Here is an 18066-nt window from a genome sequence, read left to right as displayed (position 1 = left end):
GCGCCGCGCCTGCCCGGGTGTCGCGCCCCGCGCCCGCCCGCCCGGCCGTCCGGACGGGTCGCGCCGCCACCGTGACGGGAGTCTCGAAGATGGAGCCGACGGCCAACCCCGAGGACGGCCGGCAGTCGCACGGCCTCGGCCGCTTCTGGCCGGCGTCCGGCAAGCCCGGACGGGACCGGACCGGCCCCGAGACGGACGCGTCGGGAACAGAGCCGCGAGAGCCCGGATCAGAGCCCTTGGAATCGGGTACGGAACAGCGCGAGCCGGGCGAATCGGGAACGGAACTGCCGGACGACCGGGCGCCGGGCACGACCGGCGACGCGGACGATCCGCCGCTTGCGGAGAGCGGGGGTGCCCCGACCCCCTACGCTGCACCGCGGCCGCACCCGGCGCTGACCAACGACACCAAGCTGGTCGCACTCGGCTCGCGGCGCCCCGCGGACACGCTGCTGGGCGGGACGACAAACGGACTGCGCTGGACGAACCAGGGAGGCTTCCCACCCGTGGAGACCAACGGTCACCGCAACGGAGAGATCGAGCCGCGCCACGGCGGCACGCCGTCGGCGAACGGGCAGTCGCCGGCGATCAACGGCGCGCTGCCCCATTCGCGCTCGCCGTTCGCGCCACCACCGGACACCCCGCCGCTGTACGCGCCGTCGCCCTTCGCCGGCGCGGGCAACCCGCCCGTGCCGGAGCTGCCGGCCGATCCGCTCGCACCGCCACCGCCCGCTTCAGGCTCCGACCTGCCCGGCAACCCGCTCAGCGCACGCCCCGAGAGCGGAGGGTCCGGCGACCCGCTGGACGGACGCCCGGCGAGCAGCCGGCCCGGCGACCCGTTCAGCGGACACTCGGTGAGCAGCCGGCCCGGCGACCCGCTGGACGGACGCCCGGCGAGCAGCCGGCCCGGCGACCCGCTCGGCGGACGCCCGGTGAGCGGCCAGCCCGCCGCCTCCGGGTCGGCCGCGGTGCCGCTCCCGCCCTCCACTCGCCCGGCCGCCGCACAGCCGGTCTCCGGCCAGCCCGGCGGCGCCCCTGCGCCGCAGGCTGCCGAGCCTGCCCCGCACGAGGCCTGGGGCCCGCCGGCACACCGCGGCACCTCCGCCGGGAGCGCGTCCGTCCCGGCGGGTCCGGGCGGTGCGCCACTGGATCCCTTCCCGGGTTTCGCGCCGGGCACCGGCCAGGCCGCGCCGGACCGGTTCGCGCCGGCCGACCCGGCCGCCGGTGACCAGCTCGGCGGCTGGGGCTCGGAGCAGGCCGGGTTCCGGCTGGACCCGCTTCCTCCGGCCCCGCTCCAACCGGCGCAGGTCCCGCCCGGCGGACGGCGCGCGGTGCCGGACCTCGACGAGCCGCAGACCGGACGGCGGACGGCCGGCGACGAGGACGCCGCCCGGCGGGCGGGCGACGACCGGCCCGGCGGACGCCGCTCGGCCGACGACGCCCCGGCCGGCCGGCGGGCCGCGCGGGAGACCGCCGACGTGGCCGCGGGCAAGCCGCTGCGCCCGGGCGACCTGGACGCGAGTCCGATCTCGTTCTGGGACGAGGCCGCCGGGGAACGCCTCCGCGGCGAGTGGCACGAGGTGAAGGCCCAGTTCGTGGACGACCCGGTGGCCGCGCTGACCCGGGCGCACGACCTGCTGACCGATGCGGTGCACGAGCTGACCGAGTCGATGCTGGCCGAGCGCGACCAGCTCGATCCGCTGCGGGGCACCGAGCAACCCGACACCGAGAGCATGCGCATGGCCATGCGCGGCTACCGCGAGTTCCTGGACCGCATCCTGGGTCTGTAGTCCGCGAGAGGTCCACGAGGCCGCGATCCCGCTGAGGCGGGATCGCGGCCTTTTGTCATGGTCGTGTGCCACGTTCCGACCTGCGGATTGTCAGGCGCCCCGAATTCAACTACCGTTGAACTCACCAGCCGATGAGTTTTAGGGAGGCCATGATGTCCAGCGCCATCGAGGTCCGCGACCTCGTGGTCGAGCGGGGGAAGCGGAGGGTCCTGCATGGGATCTCCTGCGCCGTGCCGGCCGGAAGCGTCACCGGGCTGCTCGGCCCGAGCGGTAGCGGCAAGACGACGCTCATCCGGGCCGTCGTCGGGGTCCAGATCATCCGGTCCGGCACGGTGACGGTGCTCGGACAGCCGGCGGGCGCCGCGGCGCTGCGGCGTACCGTCGGTTATGTCACCCAGGCGCCGAGCGTCTACGCGGACCTGTCCGTGCGCGAGAACGCCCGGTATTTCGCCTCCCTCTACGGCCTCCCGGCGGCCGACGCGGACCGCGCCGTCGCGGACGTCGGCCTGGCCGGCGCCGCGGGCCAGCTGGTCGGCAACCTCTCCGGCGGGCAGCGCAGCCGCGCGTCCCTGGCCTGCGCGATGATCGGCAGCCCGGAGCTGCTGGTGCTCGACGAGCCGACGGTCGGGCAGGACCCGGTGCTGCGCGCCGACCTCTGGGCGAAGTTCCACGCCCTCGCCGCCGCCGGCACGACCCTGCTGGTCTCCAGCCACGTCATGGACGAGGCCGGACGTTGCGACCGGCTGCTGCTCATCCGCGAGGGCCGGCTGATCGGGGACGACTCCCCCGCCGCCATCCGCGCGGCGGCCGGCACCGAGGACCTGGAAGAGGCGTTCCTGCGCCTGATCCGCGACCGCGAGGAGGTCGGGGCACGATGAACCTTCGGATCACGTTCAGCACGGCGGGCCGGATCCTGCGGCAGCTGCGGCACGACCGGCGTACCGTCGCGCTGCTGATCGTCGTGCCGGCGGCGTTGCTGACGTTGCTGTATTTCATGTACGAGAACGCCGGCCCGACGTTCGACCGCATCGCGCTGGTGATGCTCGGTGTCTTCCCCTTCGTCACGATGTTCCTGGTGACCAGCATCGCCATGCTGCGGGAGCGGACCACCGGCACGCTGGAGCGGCTGCTGACCACCCCGCTGGGCAAACTGGACCTGCTTTTCGGGTACGGCATCGCGTTCGGTCTCGCCGCGGCGGTGCAGGCGGCGGTGGCGGTCGGGGCGGCGTACTGGCTGCTCGGGCTCGACACCGTCGGCAACGCCGGCCTGGTGGTGATCATCGCCGTGGTCAACGCCGTGCTGGGGGTCGCGCTGGGGCTGTTCTGCAGCGCCTTCGCCCGCACGGAGTTCCAGGCCGTACAGTTCCTACCCGTGGTGGTCGTGCCGCAGCTGCTGCTCTGCGGGCTGTTCGTGCCGCGGGGGCAGATGGCGGGCTGGCTGCAGGCGGTCAGCGACGTCTTTCCGCTGTCGTACGCGGTGGACGCCCTCGCGCAGGTCGGCCGGCATGCCGACGCCACCACGACGATGTGGTGGGACCTGACGGTCGTGACGGCCGCGGCGATCGCGGCGCTGATGCTCGCGGCCGCGACGCTGCGGCGGCGGACCGGCTGAGACGACGGGGAGATCTTCTTTGGTACGGCGCAGCGGGCGGCGTCCGGGCAACCAGGACACCAAGCAGTCCATCCTGGAGGCCGCCCGTGCCGTGTTCGCCGAGCGGGGTTTCGACAAGGCGTCGATCCGCGCCATCGCCGGGGAGGCCGGGGTCGACCCGGCGCTGGTGCACCACTACTTCGGCACCAAGGAGAAGCTGTTCCTGGCGAGCATGAACTCGCCGGTGAACCCCTCGGAGCTGATCCCGGAGGCCCTCGCCGGGCCGCGCGAGGAGGCGGGCGTAAGCCTGGTGCGGCTGGTGCTGAGCGTGTGGGACTCGCCCGCCGGCGCTGCCGCGATCGCCCTCATGCGCTCCGCGATGAGCAACGAGTGGACCGCGCGGCTGATGCGGGAGTTCGTGGTGACGCAGGTGCTGCGCCGGGCGGTGACCGAGCTCGGCATCGACGAGAAGGAGGCGCCGATGCGGTCGGCCCTCGTCGCGACGCAGATCGCCGGCCTCGCCGTCGTCCGGTACGTGCTCAAGGTCGAGCCGGCGGCATCCGCCGACGCCGACCAGCTGGTGGCCGCGGTGGGCCCGAGCGTGCAGCGCTACCTGACCGATGAGCTGCCGGGAGTGTTCTGAACGCACCGGTCACACAGCACCGGGTGCAGCAGGTGGGCCAGGTCGTGACGGTCGGCGACCGGCCGGGGGAACGACAGCCGGGCGAGCCGCGCGCCGATGCGGACGACGAAGCCGTAGCGGTCGAGGCGCACGACGCGCGGCTCGTCGCCCGGGCACGCGGCGGGGCCGAGCCTGCGGCGGACGTAGCCGGCCATCTCGTCGACGTGGTGGTCGGCGAGGTCGGCGATCAGGTCGAACTCGATCCGGTGCAGCGGGTCGGGTTCCGCCTCGACGTAGTCGTCGCGGTCCACGTCGACCAGGACACCGTGCCGCTCGTAGCGCACCTCGGCGACGTCCATCCGGTGGATGACCTGGGTGGTGCCCACGTCGAGCAGGTCCGGGGCCGGGTCCGTGTCGGCGTAGTCGAGCGCAGCCTGCCGGGCGTCCTCGCCGGTGAGCGGCGTGGCCCAGCCGGCCACCCAGACCCGGCCCAGCGAGGGCCCGCCGGCCACCGGCGGGACGTCCGCGATGTCGAGGACGAGAGCGGTGTCCTCGGCGTCCGGTGCGGGGCGCAGGGCCTCGGCGAGCGCGCCGTCGCGCGGCGAGAGCAGCAGCACCCGGCCCTGGCCGTCGGTCACGTGCCGCACCGGCAGCGGACCCGGGCGGCAGGCGATGTGCGCGGTGGCGGGCAGGTGGCCGGCCGCGAGCGTCCGTACGACCTCGGCGTGGGTGGGCTGCATGGGGACCTCCTGGCCAGTTAGGCTAGCCTTAGTTAGGCGAGGCTAACCATAGCATCGGTGCACGAGCATCCGTACCGGAGGAAGAGTCACCCGTGAACAACTCCCGACCCAAGGCCCGGCTGTCGCGGGCACTCGGCATCCCGCTGACGCGCAAGTGCGTCAAGTACTTCGAGCGGCGCCCGTTCCCGCCCGGCGTGCACGGCCGGGGCCGGCGCAAGCAGTCGGACTACCAGGTGCGCCTGCTCGAGAAGCAGCGGCTGCGGCACCAGTACAACGTCAGCGAGGCGCAGATGCGCAGGGCGTACGACGACGCGCACCGCGGCGAGGGCAAGACCGGCGAGAACATGGTCGCCCTGCTGGAGAGCCGCCTCGACGCCACCGTGCAGCGCGCCGGCCTGGCCCGAACCGTCTACCAGGCGCGGCAGCTCGTCGCACACGGCCACTTCACGGTGGACGGCAGGAAGGTCGACCGGCCGTCGTACCGGCTCAAGCCCGGCCAGGTCGTCGAGGTGCGGGAGAGCAGCCGGCAGAAGCCGCCGTTCCAGATCGCGGCCACCGGCGCCCACCTCGACGGGCCCACCGCGCCGTACCTGTCGACGGTGATCGAGGAGCTGCGCACCACCGTCATCCGCAAGCCGCTGCGCAGCGAGGTGCCGGTGATCTGCGACGAGCAGCTCGTGGTCGAGTTCTACGCGCGCTGAGACCGCCACTTCTCAGCGCGTCTGCTCCAGCCAGCTCGCGTAGAGCTTCGCGTAGATGGACTCCGGGTCGTGCAGCAGCTCGGCGTGCGGGCCGCGCTGCACGACCCGCCCGGCGTCGACCACGATGACCTCGTCGGCCGACTCGGCGGTGGACAGCCGGTGGGCGATCGCCACCGTGGTCCGCCCGCGGGTGACCGTGTCGAGGGCGCGCTGCAGGCGTACCTCGGTGGCCGGGTCGACCGCGCTGGTCGCCTCGTCGAGCACCAGGAGGTCGGGGTCCGCGACGTACGCCCGCACCAGCGCGACCAGCTGCCGCTCCCCCACGCTGAGCGCCTCGCCGCGCTCGCCGACCGGCGTGTCCAGCCCGCGCGGCAGTCCCGCCAGCCAGTCGGCCAGGCCGAGCTCGGTGAAGGCCAGCTCCAGCTCGTCGTCCGTGAGCTCCGGCCGGGCAAAGCGGATGTTCTCGGCCACGGTCGCGTCGAACAGGAACCCGTCCTGCGGCACCATGACGACCCGCGAGCGCAGCGAGTCGAACCGTACGGTGGCCAGCGGCGTCCCGCCGAGCAGCACCTCGCCGCCCGCCGGGTCCATGAGCCGGGTGAGCAGCTTCGCGAAGGTGGTCTTGCCGCTGCCGGTCTCGCCGACCACCGCCACCTTGGTGCGCGCCGGGATCTCCAGGTCGACGCCGGAGAGCACGACCGGACCGCCCGGGTAGCGGTACGACACGTCGCGGAAGCACACCGACAGCGGCCCCGGCGGCAGCGCGACGCCAAGGGTGTCCGGGTCGGCCACGTCCGGCTGGAGGTCGAGCACGTCCAGCACCCGGCGCCAGCCGGCCACCGCGTTCTGGGCCTCGTTGAGCACCTCGGTCGCGATCTGCACCGGCTGGATGAAGAGCGTCACCAGGAACAGGAACGCGGTGAGCTCGCCGACGCTCAGGCCGCCGTCCACGCCGAGCAGCACGCCGACCACCACGACCGCGGCGAGCGCGACGCCGGCCGCGATCTCGCCGGTCGAGAAGCTGATCACGCTGGTCCGCAGGGCCCGCTGCTGGGAGACCCGCAGGTTCTCGATGGACGTGTCGAGCCGTTTCTCGGTCCGGCCGGCCACCCCGTACGCGCGGATCACGGTGGCGCCGACGACGCTCTCGGCGACCGCGCCCAGCATGATCCCGGTGCGCTCGCGCACGACCCGGTAGACGCCGGCGAGGCGCTTCTGGAAGAGCCGGATGACGATGAGAGCCGGCACGAACGCGGCGAACACCACGAGCGTGAGCTGCCACGAATAGACGATCATGACGACGGTCGTGACCACGACCTGGCCGCTGGTGAGCAGCAGCATCACGCCGCCGGTCTGCAGGAACTGGGTGATCTGATCGACGTCGCCGGTGACCCGGGAGACCAGCGAACCCCGCCGCTCGGACTGCTGGTGCAGCATCGACAGATCGTGGATGTGCCGGAACGTCCGGGCGCGCAGGGCGGCGAGGGCCGTCTCGCTGACCGTGAACAGCCGGCGGGTCATCGCGTACCCGCAGGTCGTGGAGACGGCCAGCACGCCCAGCGTGAGCAGGACGACCAGCGCGACCGTGCCGAGGTGCGGCCCGCCCGGCGCGCGGATGCCGCGGTCGATCCCCTGCTGGACCGCGATCGGCACGGCGACCCGGCCGGCCATCGACACGAACGCGAGCGCCAGCGTGCCGGCGAGTCCGGGCCGCAGCTCCGGCGACAGCGCGATCCCGCGCCGCACGGTCGCGAGCGTTCCCTCTTCCACGACAGCGGTGCTCACGGGTGCGCCCCTTCGGCCTGCTCGTACGCCGTGACCAGCGCGAGGTATCCCGGCTCGGTCGCCATCAGATGCGCGTGCGTACCGGTGGCGACGACCTTGCCGTCCTCCAGGTAGACGACCTCGTCGGCCAGGGCGATCGTGGCCCGCCGGTACGCCACGACGAGGATCGAGGCGCCGGCGTCGTGGCCGCGGAGCGACGCCAGGATCGCCGCCTCGACGCGCGGGTCGACCGCGCTGGTCGCGTCGTCGAGCACGAGCAGCCGCGGCCGCCCGGCCAGCGCCCGGGCCAGGGTGAGCCGCTGCCGCTGACCGCCGGAGAGCGACGTGCCGCGCTCACCCACCGGCGTGTCCAGCGCCTCGGGCAGCTTCGCCACGAAACCGTCGGCTTCGGCGAGCCGCAGCGCCGCCCACACCCGGGCGTCGTCGACGCCGTCGCGGTCCAGGGCCACGTTGCCGCGCACGGTGTCGTCGAAGACGAAGGGGATCTGCGGCACGAGCGCGGACGTGGCGGCAAGTGCCGGCTCGGTGAGCGCGGGCAGCGGCGTGCCGTCCACCGCCACCGTGCCGCTGTCCGGGTCGACGAGGCGTACGGCCAGCGACGCGATGGTCGACTTACCGGAGCCGGTCGCACCGACCAGCGCCACCGTGCGCCCGGCCGGGACGGTGAAGGAGACGTCGTGCAGGACCTCGGGGCCCTCGCCGTACGAGAAATGGACCTGGTCGAAGGTGAGCGCCGCCGGGCCCTCCGCCGCGGGCTCGGCCGTGCCGTAGACGAGGTCGCCGTCGGCGGCGAGCACCGCCTGCACCCGCTCCCAGCCGGCGACGCTGCGCGGCAGCTCGGCGACCACCCAGCCGATCGCGCGCACCGGGAACGCCAGCACGGTGAAGAGGAACGCGACGCTGACCAGCTCGGCGACGGTGATGGCGCCGGTCTGCAGCCGCCAGGCGCCGAGCAGCAGCACGGCGAGGGTGCCGACGCTGGGCAGGCTGTCCATCAGCGGGTCGAAGAGGCCGCGCAGCCGGCCGACCGAGATCAGCGCGTCCCGCAGCTCCGACACGTGCACCTGGAAGCGCTGGGACTCGTCGGCCTCGCGGCCCATGGTCTTGACCACCAGCGCGCCGTCGAAGCTCTCGTGCGCGACCGCGCTGACCTTGGCGCGCAGCTGCTGGGCGCGGATCTGGCGGGGCGACATCCGCCGCGAGTAGACCAGGTTGAGGCCGAACAGCGCCGGGAAGAGGCAGACGCCGACCATGGCGAGCACCCAGTCGGTGAGGAAGAGCGAGACCACCGCGGCCAGGACCATGACGATCGTGCCGACGGCGAACGGCAGGGGCGCGATGGGTACGAAGGCGGCCTCGACGTCGGAGTTGGCGTTCGACAGCAGCGTGCCGGTGGCGTGCTGCTGGTGCCAGGCCGGCGGCAGGGACAGGTAGCGCCGGGTCACCGCCCGCCGGTAGCGCGCCTGCAGCCGGAACTGCATGAAGCCCGCGCCGAGGCGGCGGCCGAAGATGCTCGCCACCCGCAGCACCGAGATGCCGATGAACACGGCGGCGATCAGGCCGAGCTCGCCCGCGCCGGCCCGGTGCTCGGTGAAGGCCGGCACGACCACGCGCCCGATCACCGCGCCCACCACGAACGAGTTGGCGATCACCAGAAGGCCGAACAGGCTGCTGCCGGCGGTGCCGATGGCGAAGAGACGGGGTTCGGTGCGGATCGCGCGGCCCAGCACGCGCAGGCCGCGACCCAGGACGTCACGGCTGGCCCTCGTGGTCAAGTTCCTCCGCCCTGAGGTAAGTCCCCGCCGGCTCACCCGGCCTTACCGATCCATACTGCCGAACCGCCCGTCCGAAGCCACGCGATTTACATTGTGTCCGCTGTTACATCCGCGCGCAGCCCTGCCGGCGGTGGCCGCCTACGATCCATTCATGGCTGGTTATGCGCGTACCGAACGGACGCTCCTCGCGGATCTGCTGCTCGAGGTGGGACCGGAGGCACCGACGATGTGTGCGGGCTGGACCGCCCGGGATCTCGCCGCCCACCTCGTCGTCCGTGAGCGCCGGCCGGACGCGGCGGCCGGCGTGCTGGTCCGGCCCCTGGCCGGGCACGGTGAGCACGTACGCCGCGCCAAGGCGGCCCGGCCCTACACCGAGGTGGTGCAGGAGGTCCGCACCCCGCCGTGGTGGAGCCCGGTGAGCAACCCGCTCACCGACGAGCTCTTCAACACCGTCGAGTTCTTCATCCACCACGAGGACGTACGCCGCGCCCGGCCCGACTGGCAGCCGCGGGTCCTGGACCGCGGCGAGCAGGCCGCGATCTGGAAGGCGCTGCGGTTCACCGCGCGGCTGGCCCTGCGGCGGCTGGGCCGGACCGTGCGCGTCGAGGCGCCCGGCTTCGGGGTGTTCCAGGCCGGCGACGGCGAACCGGCCACCGTCCTCACCGGGGAGCCGGGCGAGCTCACCCTCTTCCTCTCCGGCCGCCAGCGGGTCGCCCGGGTCGACGTGACCGGGGACGAGAGCATCCGCACGGCCCGGCTGAGCATGTGAATTGGCCCCTTTGATCCGCACCGGATTGGCCCGGACGTAGGGCCAATCCGGCCCCTACGGTGGTGCCATGCTGACCCGCGCCCAGGGCACCGCCCTCTGCGTCGGCGCCGTCCTCGGCACCGGTGTGATCTCGATGCCCGCGCTCGCCGCACAGGTGGCCGGTCCCGCCTCGCTGCTCGCCTGGCTCGCCCTCATCCTGCTCTCGGCACCGCTGGCCTGGACCTTCGCCGCGCTCGGCGCCCGGCACCCGGACGGCGGCGGCGTGTCCACGTACGTCCGGCTCGCCTTCGGCCCGCGCGCCGCCGCGGCGGTGGGCTGGTGCTTCTACTTCGCCGTGCCGCTGGGCGCACCGCCGGCCGCCGCCTTCGCGGGCGGCTACGTCGCGGACGTCACCGGCGGCGGCCGGACCGCTGTCGTGGGGACCTTCCTCTTCGTGATGGCGGTCGTCGTCACCATGAACTGGTTCGGGCTGCAGATCTCCGGGCGGGTGCAGCTCTACCTCGCCGCGGCCCTGGCCACCCTGCTCGTGGTCACCGTCGTCGCGGCCCTGCCGCACGCGCGCTGGAGCAATCTGACGCCGTTCGCCCCGCACGGCTGGGCCGGCGTCGGCGCCGCCGCGGCGATCCTGGTGTGGGGCTTCGCCGGCTGGGAGGCCGTGTCGTCGCTCTCCGCCGATTACCGGGACCCGCGGCGGGACGTGCCCCGAGCCACCGCCGCCGCCGTGCTCGTCGTGGGCGTGCTCTACCTGGCGGTCGCCGCCGCCAGCGTGCTCGTGCTGGGGCCGGCCGTGGGTGACAGTCCGGCGCCGCTCGCCGACCTGCTCGCGGTCGGGATCGGCGGCCCGGTGCGCGCCGTCACCGCCGTGGTCGCGGTGCTGCTGACGATCGGGGCGGTCAACGCGTATCTCGCCGGGGCGTCGCGGCTCGGGGTCGCCCTCGCCCGCGACGGCGCCCTGCCGGCCCGGCCGGTCGGCACGCCACGCCGGTCGCTCGCCGTCGTCACCGCGGGCAGCATCGTCTCCGTCGCGCTGCCGATCAGCCTGCACACGGCCATGCTGCTGGTGACGGGGTGCTTCACCCTCGTGTACGTCCTCGGCACGGCCGCCGCCCTCAAGCTGCTCCCGCCGGGCTGGTCCCGGCGCGGCGCCGGCCTCGCGTTCGTGGCGACCCTGGGCCTGCTGGTGCTCAACGGCCCGCCGGCGCTGCTGAGCCTCGTCGTCGCGGGCGGGGCCGTGGCCTACGCGTCGCGCAGGACCTCGCCGAAGATCTCGAGTCCCTCGTCGAGCAACGCGGGATCGATCGCGCCGAAGCCGAGCACGAACCCGGTCGAGTCGCTGCCGTAGGCGCCGAGATCCTCCACGGCGACCCCTCGTGCGGCAGCCGCGGCCACGACCCCGGCCGACTCCGGCGCCAGGGCGGTCACGTGCAGGCCGGCCGACGACGGGACGACCTCGAGGCCGGGATGCCGGCTCAGGGCAGCGACGATGCGGGCGCGGCGCCCGGCGTACGCCTTGATCGCCCGGCGCACGTGCCGCGCCAGCTGCCCCTCGTCGATGAAGCGGGCGAGGGCGGCCTGCACGGCGATCTGGCCGTACCCGTCACCGAGCTGCCGCGCCGCACCCAGCGCCGGGCGCAACGCAGCGGGTGCGAGCACGAAGCCGGTCCGCACGCTGGGCAGCATGGTCTTGGAGAAGGTGCCGACGTGCAGCACGCGTCCGGCGGTGTCCAGCCCGTACATCGGCTCCAGCGGTCGGGCGGAGTACCGGAACTCGGTGTCGTAGTCGTCCTCGATCACCGCGGCCTGGCGCTGCCCCGCCCAGTCGAGCAGCGCGTGCCGCCGGGTCAGGCTCATCGCGCCGCCCAGCGGGAACTGGTGCGACGGCGTCACGTAGACCACCCGCGCGGCCCGCGGCAGCGCGTCGACCACCAGGCCGTCGCCGTCCACCGGTACGCCCACCACGCGCGCACCCAGCGAGGCGAAGAGCCGCCGAGCCGGCGGATACCCGGGCTCCTCCACCGCCACCACGTCACCGGGGCGCAGCAGCACCCGGCCGATCAGATCCAGCGCGTGCTGGGTCCCGTTCGTGACGAGCACGTCCTCCTCACCGACCCGCAGCGACCGCGAGTAGCCGAGGTAGCGGGCGATGGCCGAGCGCAGCGCCGGGTGGCCGAAAGGGCCGGCGTACCCGCCCGGATCGTGGGCGTGCAGCCGAAGCTCCGCCGCCACGAACCGGCGCCACGTGTCGAACGGGAACAGCCGAGCGTCGGGGATGCCGCTGCGGAAGTCGTACCGCGGGGCGGGCACCTCGGCGCTCGTGGGCAACGGGGTGAACGTCCACCCCGCGCGGGGACGCAGCGGATCGGCCGGGGCGCGCCGGGGAGCCGGTTTGTCGCGTACGGGGGCCACGAACGTCCCCGCCCCGATCCGCGCCACCAGGTAGCCCTCGGCCACGAGCCGCTCGTACGCCGTCGCGACACTGTTGCGCGCCACCCCGAGGTCGGCCGCGAGCACGCGGGACGCGGGAAGGCGGTGCCCCTCGGGCAGCCGGCCGTCGACGATCGCCGCGCGCAGGGCGCGGTAGACCCGTACCGTCTTCTCCCCGCCCCCGTCGAGGCTGATGACCAGGTCCACGCCGTCAGTCGTCGCCGCCGGCGTGCGGCACCAGGGTGGGGCGGCCACCCGAGCACGCGATCGCGAACTTGACCCGGTCGTGGTTGTCCGAGGTGCTGCGGAACTCCCCTTCGGCGCCGTGCTGCTCGTGCAGCGAGAAGCCCGGCGCCGGCGACATGGTCACGATCTGGGGCCGTCCGCCGGCGCACCGGGCGACGACCGTGCCGCCGCGCGTGGCCAGCGTCCGGCTGACGGCGGCAGGTGCGTCGCCCGATCCCTGCGAGGCCGGGGCCGACGCCGTCGGTCTCGGGGACGGCCGCGACGGTGATGCGGACGGGACGGCCGGCACGGACGACGGCAGGCTCGCCAGCTCCCGGGCCACCTGGGCCTCGGAGCGGGGCCGGCTGCCGGCGTCGGTGAGGTCGGCGCCGATGACGCCGATCGCGGCGATGCCGACCAGCACGGCGAGGACGGCCGCACCGGCCCAGCCGGCGGTCACGAGCAGCGTTCGACGGTTCACCCGGTCGACTATGCCGGTCCGGACGCTAAGGCGGGCACGCGGGCACGCTAAAGGAGGGTTAAGGGCCCCGATTCCACCGGTACGGCGGGATAGGTTGCGAGCGTGGCCCACCTGCTGCTGATCGAGGACGACTCGGCTATCCGGACGACGCTGCTGCGCGCGCTGCGGGAACGGGGCCATGCGGTCGCCGCCTCGCACACCGCCATGGACGGGCTCCAGACCGCCCTGGCCGAGCGTCCCGAGCTGGTCGTGCTCGACCTCGGGCTGCCCGATCTCGACGGGCGCGAGCTGCTGCGGATGCTGCGCGCGGTGAGCACCGTGCCGGTGATCGTGGCGACCGCCCGCGACGACGAGACGGAGATCGTCCAGGTGCTGGATTCCGGCGCCGACGACTACATCGTCAAGCCGTTCACCGCCGCTCAGCTCGACGCGCGGATCCGGGCGGTGCTGCGCCGCGGCGGCCCGAACGGCGCCGAGCCGGCCGCGCTGACCGTCGGCGGGCTGCGCATCGACGCCGGCGCGCGTACCGCCACGCTGGACGGCGAGTCCCTGGATCTGACGCCGCGCGAGTTCGACCTGCTGCACCACCTGGCCACCCGGGCCGGCCAGGTGGTCACCAAGCGGGAGCTGCTCAGCGAGGTGTGGCAGGTCCCGTACGGCGGTGCCGACAAGACCGTCGACGTGCACCTGTCCTGGCTGCGCCGCAAGCTCGGCGAGACCGCGCAGGAGCCGCGCTATCTGCACACCGTGCGCGGGGTGGGCGTCCGCCTGAGCGGGCCCGCATGAGACGACGGCTGACTCTGCTGGTCGCGGCGACGACGTGCCTGGTCCTCATCGCGTTCCTGGTTCCCCTGGCCCTGCTCGTGCGGCAGGTGGCCGAGGACCGGGCGATGAGCCGCGCCAACGGGGTGCTGCAGACGATCGTGCCGCTGATCGGCACCGACGCCGAGCAGCTGGCCCTCGCCGTCGAGGGCCAGCCCCTGCCGGTCAGCGTCTTCGCGCCCAGCGGCGAGGTGATCGGCCAGGAGGCCGCGGCCACGCCGGCGGTCGCGCTGGCCGCCGCGCAGCGCGAGTCCTTCGCCGTCGCCACCGCCGCCGGCCGGGAACTCGTGGTGCCCGTGGTGAGCACCCGCGGCACGTACGTGGTCCGTACGGTCGTTCCCACGGCGGAGCTGGACCGCGGCGTGACCCGTTCCTGGCTGGCACTGGCCGGGCTCGGCCTGGCGCTGGTGGTGCTCGGGCTCGTCGTCGCCGACCGGCTGGCCCGTACGCTCGTCGCCCCGATCGCCGACCTCTCCGCCGTCTCGCACCGGCTGGCCCGCGCGGAGCTGTCGGCGAGGGCGGCGCCCGCGGGACCGCCGGAGGTTCGCGAGGTCGCGCTCGCACTCAACCACCTCGCCGGGCGCATCCAGGATCTGCTGCGCGAGGAGCGCGAGCAGGTGGCCGACCTGTCCCACCGGCTGCGCACGCCGCTGACCGCGCTGCGGCTGGAGGCCGAGTCGCTGCGCGATCCCGCCGAGGCCGAACGGGTCGCGGCGGCCGCGGACGAGATCGCGCGGGCGGTCACCACGGTGATTCGGCAGGCTCGCCGCCGCGGCGGCGAGCGGCAGGCCTGCGACGCGACGGCGGTGGTCACCGACCGGGTCGCCTTCTGGGCCGTCCTGGCCGAGGACACGGATCGGGAGGTACGCCGTGAGCTGCCGTCCGGTCCCCTCCCGGTGGCGATCCCCGCCGACGAGCTGGCGGCCGCGCTCGACGCCCTGCTCGGGAACGTGTTCGCGCACACGCCAGACGGCACCGCTTTCGGTGTGGCACTGGCGCCCCGCCGCGGCGGCGGGGCCGTGCTGATCGTCGACGACGACGGCCCCGGCTTCCCGTCCGGCGCGTTGCAGCGCGGCGCGTCGGGCAGCGGCTCCACCGGCTTGGGCCTGGACATCGCCCGCCGCGCGGCCGAGGCGTCGGGCGGGGCGCTGCGGGTGGAGGCGGGCCCGCGCGGCGGCGCCCGGGTACGCCTGGAACTCACCGGCGTAAATGCGTTGCCGGCCACCTGACGGCTCTGGTGGTGTGGGGGCCATGACCCCTCCCACCACCCCGCCGCCACCCACGAACGGGCTGAAGACATCGATCCTGGACGACCCCGGACTCTTCGGCCGGCAGTGGGCGGCCACGTACGACCGGCCCGGCAACCCGGATCCGGAGCCCGCGGCGGACTTCCTGGCCGGGCTGGCTGGCGGCGGCCCGGCGCTCGAGCTCGCGATCGGCAGCGGCCGGGTGGCGCTGCCGCTGGCCGCCCGCGGCGTACCGGTCGAGGGCGTCGAGGCGTCGCCGGAGATGGTGGCGCTGCTGCGGGACAAGCCGGGCGGCGAGGCGATCCCGGTGGTCATCGGTGACATGGCCGACGTGCCGGTCGAGGGGCCGTACCCGCTCGTCTACCTCGTCTTCAACACGCTGTTCAACCTGACCGGCGCGGGCCGCCAGGAGGACTGCTTCCGCAACGTCGCCCGGGTGCTGGCGCCTGGCGGCGCGTTCGTGATCGAGGCGTTCGTGCCGGACCCGGCCGATTTCGACCGCGACGAGCAGCAGGTGCAGGTGTGGTCGGTGACCGAGGAGTCGGCGTCGATCCGGCTGCACCGCTACGACCGCGAGGCGCAGACCTTCGTCCGCCAGACGATCACGTTCCGCGACGGCGGCGTCGAGGTGAAGCCGTTCGGCATGCATTACCGCTGGCCGGAACAGATCGACGAGCTGGCCGCCGGGGCCGGGCTCACCCTCGAGGCGCGGTGGGAGAACTGGCGGCGGGACCCGTTCGGCCCGGGATCCCGCGACCACATCTCGGTCTACCGCCGGCCTTAACCCGGCCTTAGCGATCGCACAGCGCCCCCATAGGGCCTGGTGAGGGACCTTCTAGGTGTCACCACGACGACGACATCCGGAGGAACCCATGAACAGGCTTCGCACCGCTTCCACCCTGGCCGCCGGCGCGGTCTTCGCGCTGGCCCTCGGCGGCGTGGCCCTCGCCTCGGACGGCGCGGACGACGCGTCCGGCGCGGTGCCGATGCTGCCGAACGGCGACGTCGTCACCTCGTCCCCGGCGGCCGACGACTCGGGCCACGACGCGACCGACGACTCGAAGAACACGACTGCTCCGAGCACCTCCTCCCCGGCCGGCGCGGGCGCCATCAGCCTGGACGCCGCCAAGGTCATCGCGATCCGGGCGGCCGGCGGCGGGCGGGTCACGAAGGTCGAGCAGGAGATCGAGCACGGCCGCGCGGTGTGGGACGTCGAGGTGCTCAAGGGCTCGGTCGAGCACGACATCGACGTGGACCAGGCCACCGGGGCGGTCGTCCGGCACCGTCAGGACGCCGGCAAGGGCCGTAGCGGCAGCACCAGCGACGACAAGGGCACCGACGACCGCGGTCGTGGCCGCGACGACAAGGGCACCGACGACCGGGGCCGGGGCAGCGACGACACCCAGGCCGACGACAAGGGCGGCCTGCGCGGCGGCCACAGCGCGGACGACACCCAGGCCGACGACAAGGGCGGCCTGCGCGGCGGCCACAGCGCGGACGACACCCAGGCCGACGACAAGGGCGGCCGGCGTGGCGGCCACGGCGCGGACGACACCCAGGCCGACGACCGGGGTGGGCGCGGGCGCGGGTCGGACGACTGATCCCGCCGGCCCCGGTGCGGAAGGCCGGGCGTTAACGGCCGTACATGTCAAAAGCGGTGCCCGGGTCTCTGAGGCCCGGGCACCGCTGGTTTGTCAGCTCACGAAGAGCAGGCGGTTCGGCGAGCCGGAGCCCGCGCCGGTCACCACGTTGGGGGTGGCGTTGGCGACCAGCGTGTCGCGCACCTGGGTGGGGCTGTAGCCGGGGTTGGCCGACAGGACGAGGGCCGCGGCGCCGGCGACGTGCGGCGAGGCCATCGAGGTGCCGCTGATGGTGTTGGTGGCGGTGTTGCTGGAGTACCAGTCGGAGGTGATCGACGAACCCGGCGCGAAGATGTCCAGGCAGGTGCCGTAGTTCGAGTACGACGCGCGAGCGTCCGTGTTCGTGGTGGCACCGACGGTGATCGCCGAGGCGACCCGGGCCGGCGACGTGCTGCACGCGCTGGCGTTCGAGTTGCCGGCCGCGAGCGCGTACGTGACACCGGAGCTGATCGAGCTCGCGACCGCGTTGTCGAGGGCGGTGCTGGCCCCGCCTCCGAGGCTCATGTTGGCCACGGCGGGCTTGCGGGCGTTCTGAGTGACCCAATTCACGCCGGCCACGACGCCCGCGGTGGTGCCGGATCCGGAGCAGTTCAGCACCCGCACCCCGACGAGCCGGACCTGCTTGGCGACGCCGTACGTGGTGCCGCCGACCGTGCCCGCCACGTGCGTGCCGTGGCCGTTGCAGTCCACGCCCCCGCTGCCCACGGCGTCGTAGCCGAAGGTGGCCCGGCCGCCGAAGTCGGAATGCGTGTACTTGATGCCGGTGTCGATGATGTACGCGGTCACGTTCGACGCCGTCTGCGAGTACGTGTAGGTGGTGCTCAGCGGCCGGTTGCGCTGGTCGATGCGGTCCAGGCCCCAGGTGGCGTCGGTCTGCGTGGTCAGCAGGGAGACGCGCTGGTTCTGCTCCACGTACGCGACGTCGCGGTCGGCCGCGAGCCGCCTGGCCGCGGGCTCGCTGAGCGTGGCCTCGAAGCCGTTGAGCGCGGCGCCGAAGGTCTGCTTGACCGAGCCGCCGTAGCTGCGGGCGAGCGCGCCGGACCGGGCGCCGACGGCCGCCACCGCCGTCCGGCTGCCGGCTTTGCCGCCGACCGCGGAGTCCTTGAGAACGACGATGTAACTTCCGGGGATGGCCTCGGCGGTACCGGCGAGGCGGACCTGGCCGGTGGTCGGGGCGGCCGCGGCGGGGGTCGCCGTCGCGGCGGTAGAGGTGGCCAGAGCGAGCAGACCGACGGCCAGCATCTGGCTGCGTCGGGGACGTCGAATCGCCATGCTTTTCCTCTCTCGCGCCTGCTCCGATGAGAAGAACAGTAGGGCCATGACGTCGATGACCCTCTATATCGAATGAGCCATATCAAGATTCCCGGCCGTGCGGCCCACGTCACAGCCGTGACTAGGATCTTGATCCGAGGCCGGGCCACACTTCCGTCCGCCGCTTCCTGGCAATACTCTTCGGT

17 protein-coding genes are annotated in these 18066 nt (G+C 74.0%); 11 read left to right on the top strand and 6 right to left on the bottom strand.

Annotated features, from left to right (window positions below; translation table 11 throughout):
* The first annotated feature begins 89 nt into the window (after positions 1 to 89).
* The 4 genes from ACIBO8_RS07975 (at position 90) to ACIBO8_RS07960 (ending at position 4021) form a co-directional block, all read left to right on the top strand.
* Positions 90 to 1787 (top strand): hypothetical protein, encoded by a 1698-nt coding sequence (locus ACIBO8_RS07975; protein WP_396114370.1) that lies wholly within the window; start codon positions 90 to 92, stop codon positions 1785 to 1787.
* Between the two features lie 152 nt (positions 1788 to 1939).
* Positions 1940 to 2665, top strand: a complete 726-nt coding sequence (locus ACIBO8_RS07970; protein WP_396114369.1) for an ABC transporter ATP-binding protein — start codon at positions 1940 to 1942, stop codon at positions 2663 to 2665.
* Positions 2662 to 3399, top strand: coding sequence for an ABC transporter permease (locus ACIBO8_RS07965; protein ID WP_396114368.1), 738 nt, complete (start codon positions 2662 to 2664; stop codon positions 3397 to 3399). Before ACIBO8_RS07970 ends, ACIBO8_RS07965 begins: the two co-directional genes overlap by 4 nt.
* Positions 3400 to 3418: 19 nt before the next feature.
* Positions 3419 to 4021, top strand: a complete 603-nt coding sequence (locus ACIBO8_RS07960; protein ID WP_396114367.1) for a TetR family transcriptional regulator — start codon at positions 3419 to 3421, stop codon at positions 4019 to 4021.
* Here ACIBO8_RS07960 and ACIBO8_RS07955 read toward each other — a convergent pair.
* A complete protein-coding gene (locus tag ACIBO8_RS07955) occupies positions 3988 to 4740 on the bottom strand; it encodes a DUF2470 domain-containing protein (protein WP_396114366.1) in 753 nt (250 codons plus the stop codon). The two genes, ACIBO8_RS07960 and ACIBO8_RS07955, sit on opposite strands and share 34 nt — an antisense overlap.
* 92 nt (positions 4741 to 4832) lie before the next feature.
* Here ACIBO8_RS07955 and rpsD point away from each other — a divergent pair, with 92 nt between their 5' ends.
* A complete protein-coding gene (gene rpsD, locus ACIBO8_RS07950) occupies positions 4833 to 5441 on the top strand; it encodes a 30S ribosomal protein S4 (RefSeq protein WP_396114365.1) in 609 nt (202 codons plus the stop codon).
* 12 nt (positions 5442 to 5453) lie between these two features.
* On the opposite strand, the gene ACIBO8_RS07945 is transcribed toward rpsD, so the two are convergent.
* Together ACIBO8_RS07945 and ACIBO8_RS07940 are read right to left on the bottom strand one after the other, a co-directional pair.
* Positions 5454 to 7226 carry an ABC transporter ATP-binding protein gene (locus tag ACIBO8_RS07945; protein ID WP_396114364.1) on the bottom strand — a complete coding sequence of 591 codons (1773 nt, stop codon included), beginning with the start codon at positions 7224 to 7226 and terminating at the stop codon, positions 5454 to 5456.
* Positions 7223 to 9001 (bottom strand): ABC transporter ATP-binding protein, encoded by a 1779-nt coding sequence (locus ACIBO8_RS07940; protein ID WP_396114363.1) that lies wholly within the window; start codon positions 8999 to 9001, stop codon positions 7223 to 7225. Before ACIBO8_RS07940 ends, ACIBO8_RS07945 begins: the two co-directional genes overlap by 4 nt.
* Positions 9002 to 9152: 151 nt before the next feature.
* Between ACIBO8_RS07940 and ACIBO8_RS07935 the strand changes: the two genes are divergently transcribed.
* Together ACIBO8_RS07935 and ACIBO8_RS07930 are read left to right on the top strand one after the other, a co-directional pair.
* Positions 9153 to 9770: a TIGR03085 family metal-binding protein gene (locus tag ACIBO8_RS07935; RefSeq protein WP_396114362.1), complete on the top strand. Its 618-nt coding sequence runs from the start codon at positions 9153 to 9155 to the stop codon at positions 9768 to 9770.
* A 67-nt stretch (positions 9771 to 9837) separates the two neighbouring features.
* The gene (locus ACIBO8_RS07930; protein WP_396114361.1) at positions 9838 to 11112 is read left to right on the top strand and encodes an APC family permease; all 1275 of its coding nucleotides are present in this window, start codon (positions 9838 to 9840) and stop codon (positions 11110 to 11112) included.
* Here ACIBO8_RS07930 and ACIBO8_RS07925 read toward each other — a convergent pair.
* Positions 11007 to 12401: a PLP-dependent aminotransferase family protein gene (locus ACIBO8_RS07925; RefSeq protein ID WP_396114360.1), complete on the bottom strand. Its 1395-nt coding sequence runs from the start codon at positions 12399 to 12401 to the stop codon at positions 11007 to 11009. The two genes, ACIBO8_RS07930 and ACIBO8_RS07925, sit on opposite strands and share 106 nt — an antisense overlap.
* A 4-nt stretch (positions 12402 to 12405) precedes the next feature.
* A complete protein-coding gene (locus tag ACIBO8_RS07920) occupies positions 12406 to 12900 on the bottom strand; it encodes a hypothetical protein (protein WP_396114359.1) in 495 nt (164 codons plus the stop codon).
* 102 nt (positions 12901 to 13002) lie between these two features.
* Here ACIBO8_RS07920 and ACIBO8_RS07915 point away from each other — a divergent pair, with 102 nt between their 5' ends.
* The 4 genes from ACIBO8_RS07915 (at position 13003) to ACIBO8_RS07900 (ending at position 16570) form a co-directional block, all read left to right on the top strand.
* Positions 13003 to 13686 carry a response regulator transcription factor gene (locus tag ACIBO8_RS07915; protein WP_396114358.1) on the top strand — a complete coding sequence of 228 codons (684 nt, stop codon included), beginning with the start codon at positions 13003 to 13005 and terminating at the stop codon, positions 13684 to 13686.
* Complete coding sequence (locus tag ACIBO8_RS07910) at positions 13683 to 14951, top strand: sensor histidine kinase (RefSeq protein WP_396114357.1); 1269 nt, start codon at positions 13683 to 13685, stop codon at positions 14949 to 14951. Before ACIBO8_RS07915 ends, ACIBO8_RS07910 begins: the two co-directional genes overlap by 4 nt.
* Before the next feature lie 22 nt (positions 14952 to 14973).
* Entirely contained in the window at positions 14974 to 15753 is a 780-nt protein-coding gene (locus ACIBO8_RS07905; RefSeq protein ID WP_396114356.1) for a class I SAM-dependent methyltransferase, read from the top strand.
* An 88-nt stretch (positions 15754 to 15841) separates the two neighbouring features.
* Positions 15842 to 16570 carry a PepSY domain-containing protein gene (locus tag ACIBO8_RS07900; RefSeq protein ID WP_396114355.1) on the top strand — a complete coding sequence of 243 codons (729 nt, stop codon included), beginning with the start codon at positions 15842 to 15844 and terminating at the stop codon, positions 16568 to 16570.
* Between the two features lie 93 nt (positions 16571 to 16663).
* Here ACIBO8_RS07900 and ACIBO8_RS07895 read toward each other — a convergent pair whose 3' ends face one another.
* Positions 16664 to 17881, bottom strand: coding sequence for a S8 family peptidase (locus tag ACIBO8_RS07895; RefSeq protein WP_396114354.1), 1218 nt, complete (start codon positions 17879 to 17881; stop codon positions 16664 to 16666).
* Between the last annotated feature and the right edge of the window lie 185 nt (positions 17882 to 18066).

Source organism: Actinoplanes sp. NPDC049681 (assembly GCF_044465265.1).
GTDB lineage: Bacteria > Actinomycetota > Actinomycetes > Mycobacteriales > Micromonosporaceae > Actinoplanes.
This window is presented reverse-complemented; position numbering and strand designations above follow the sequence as displayed.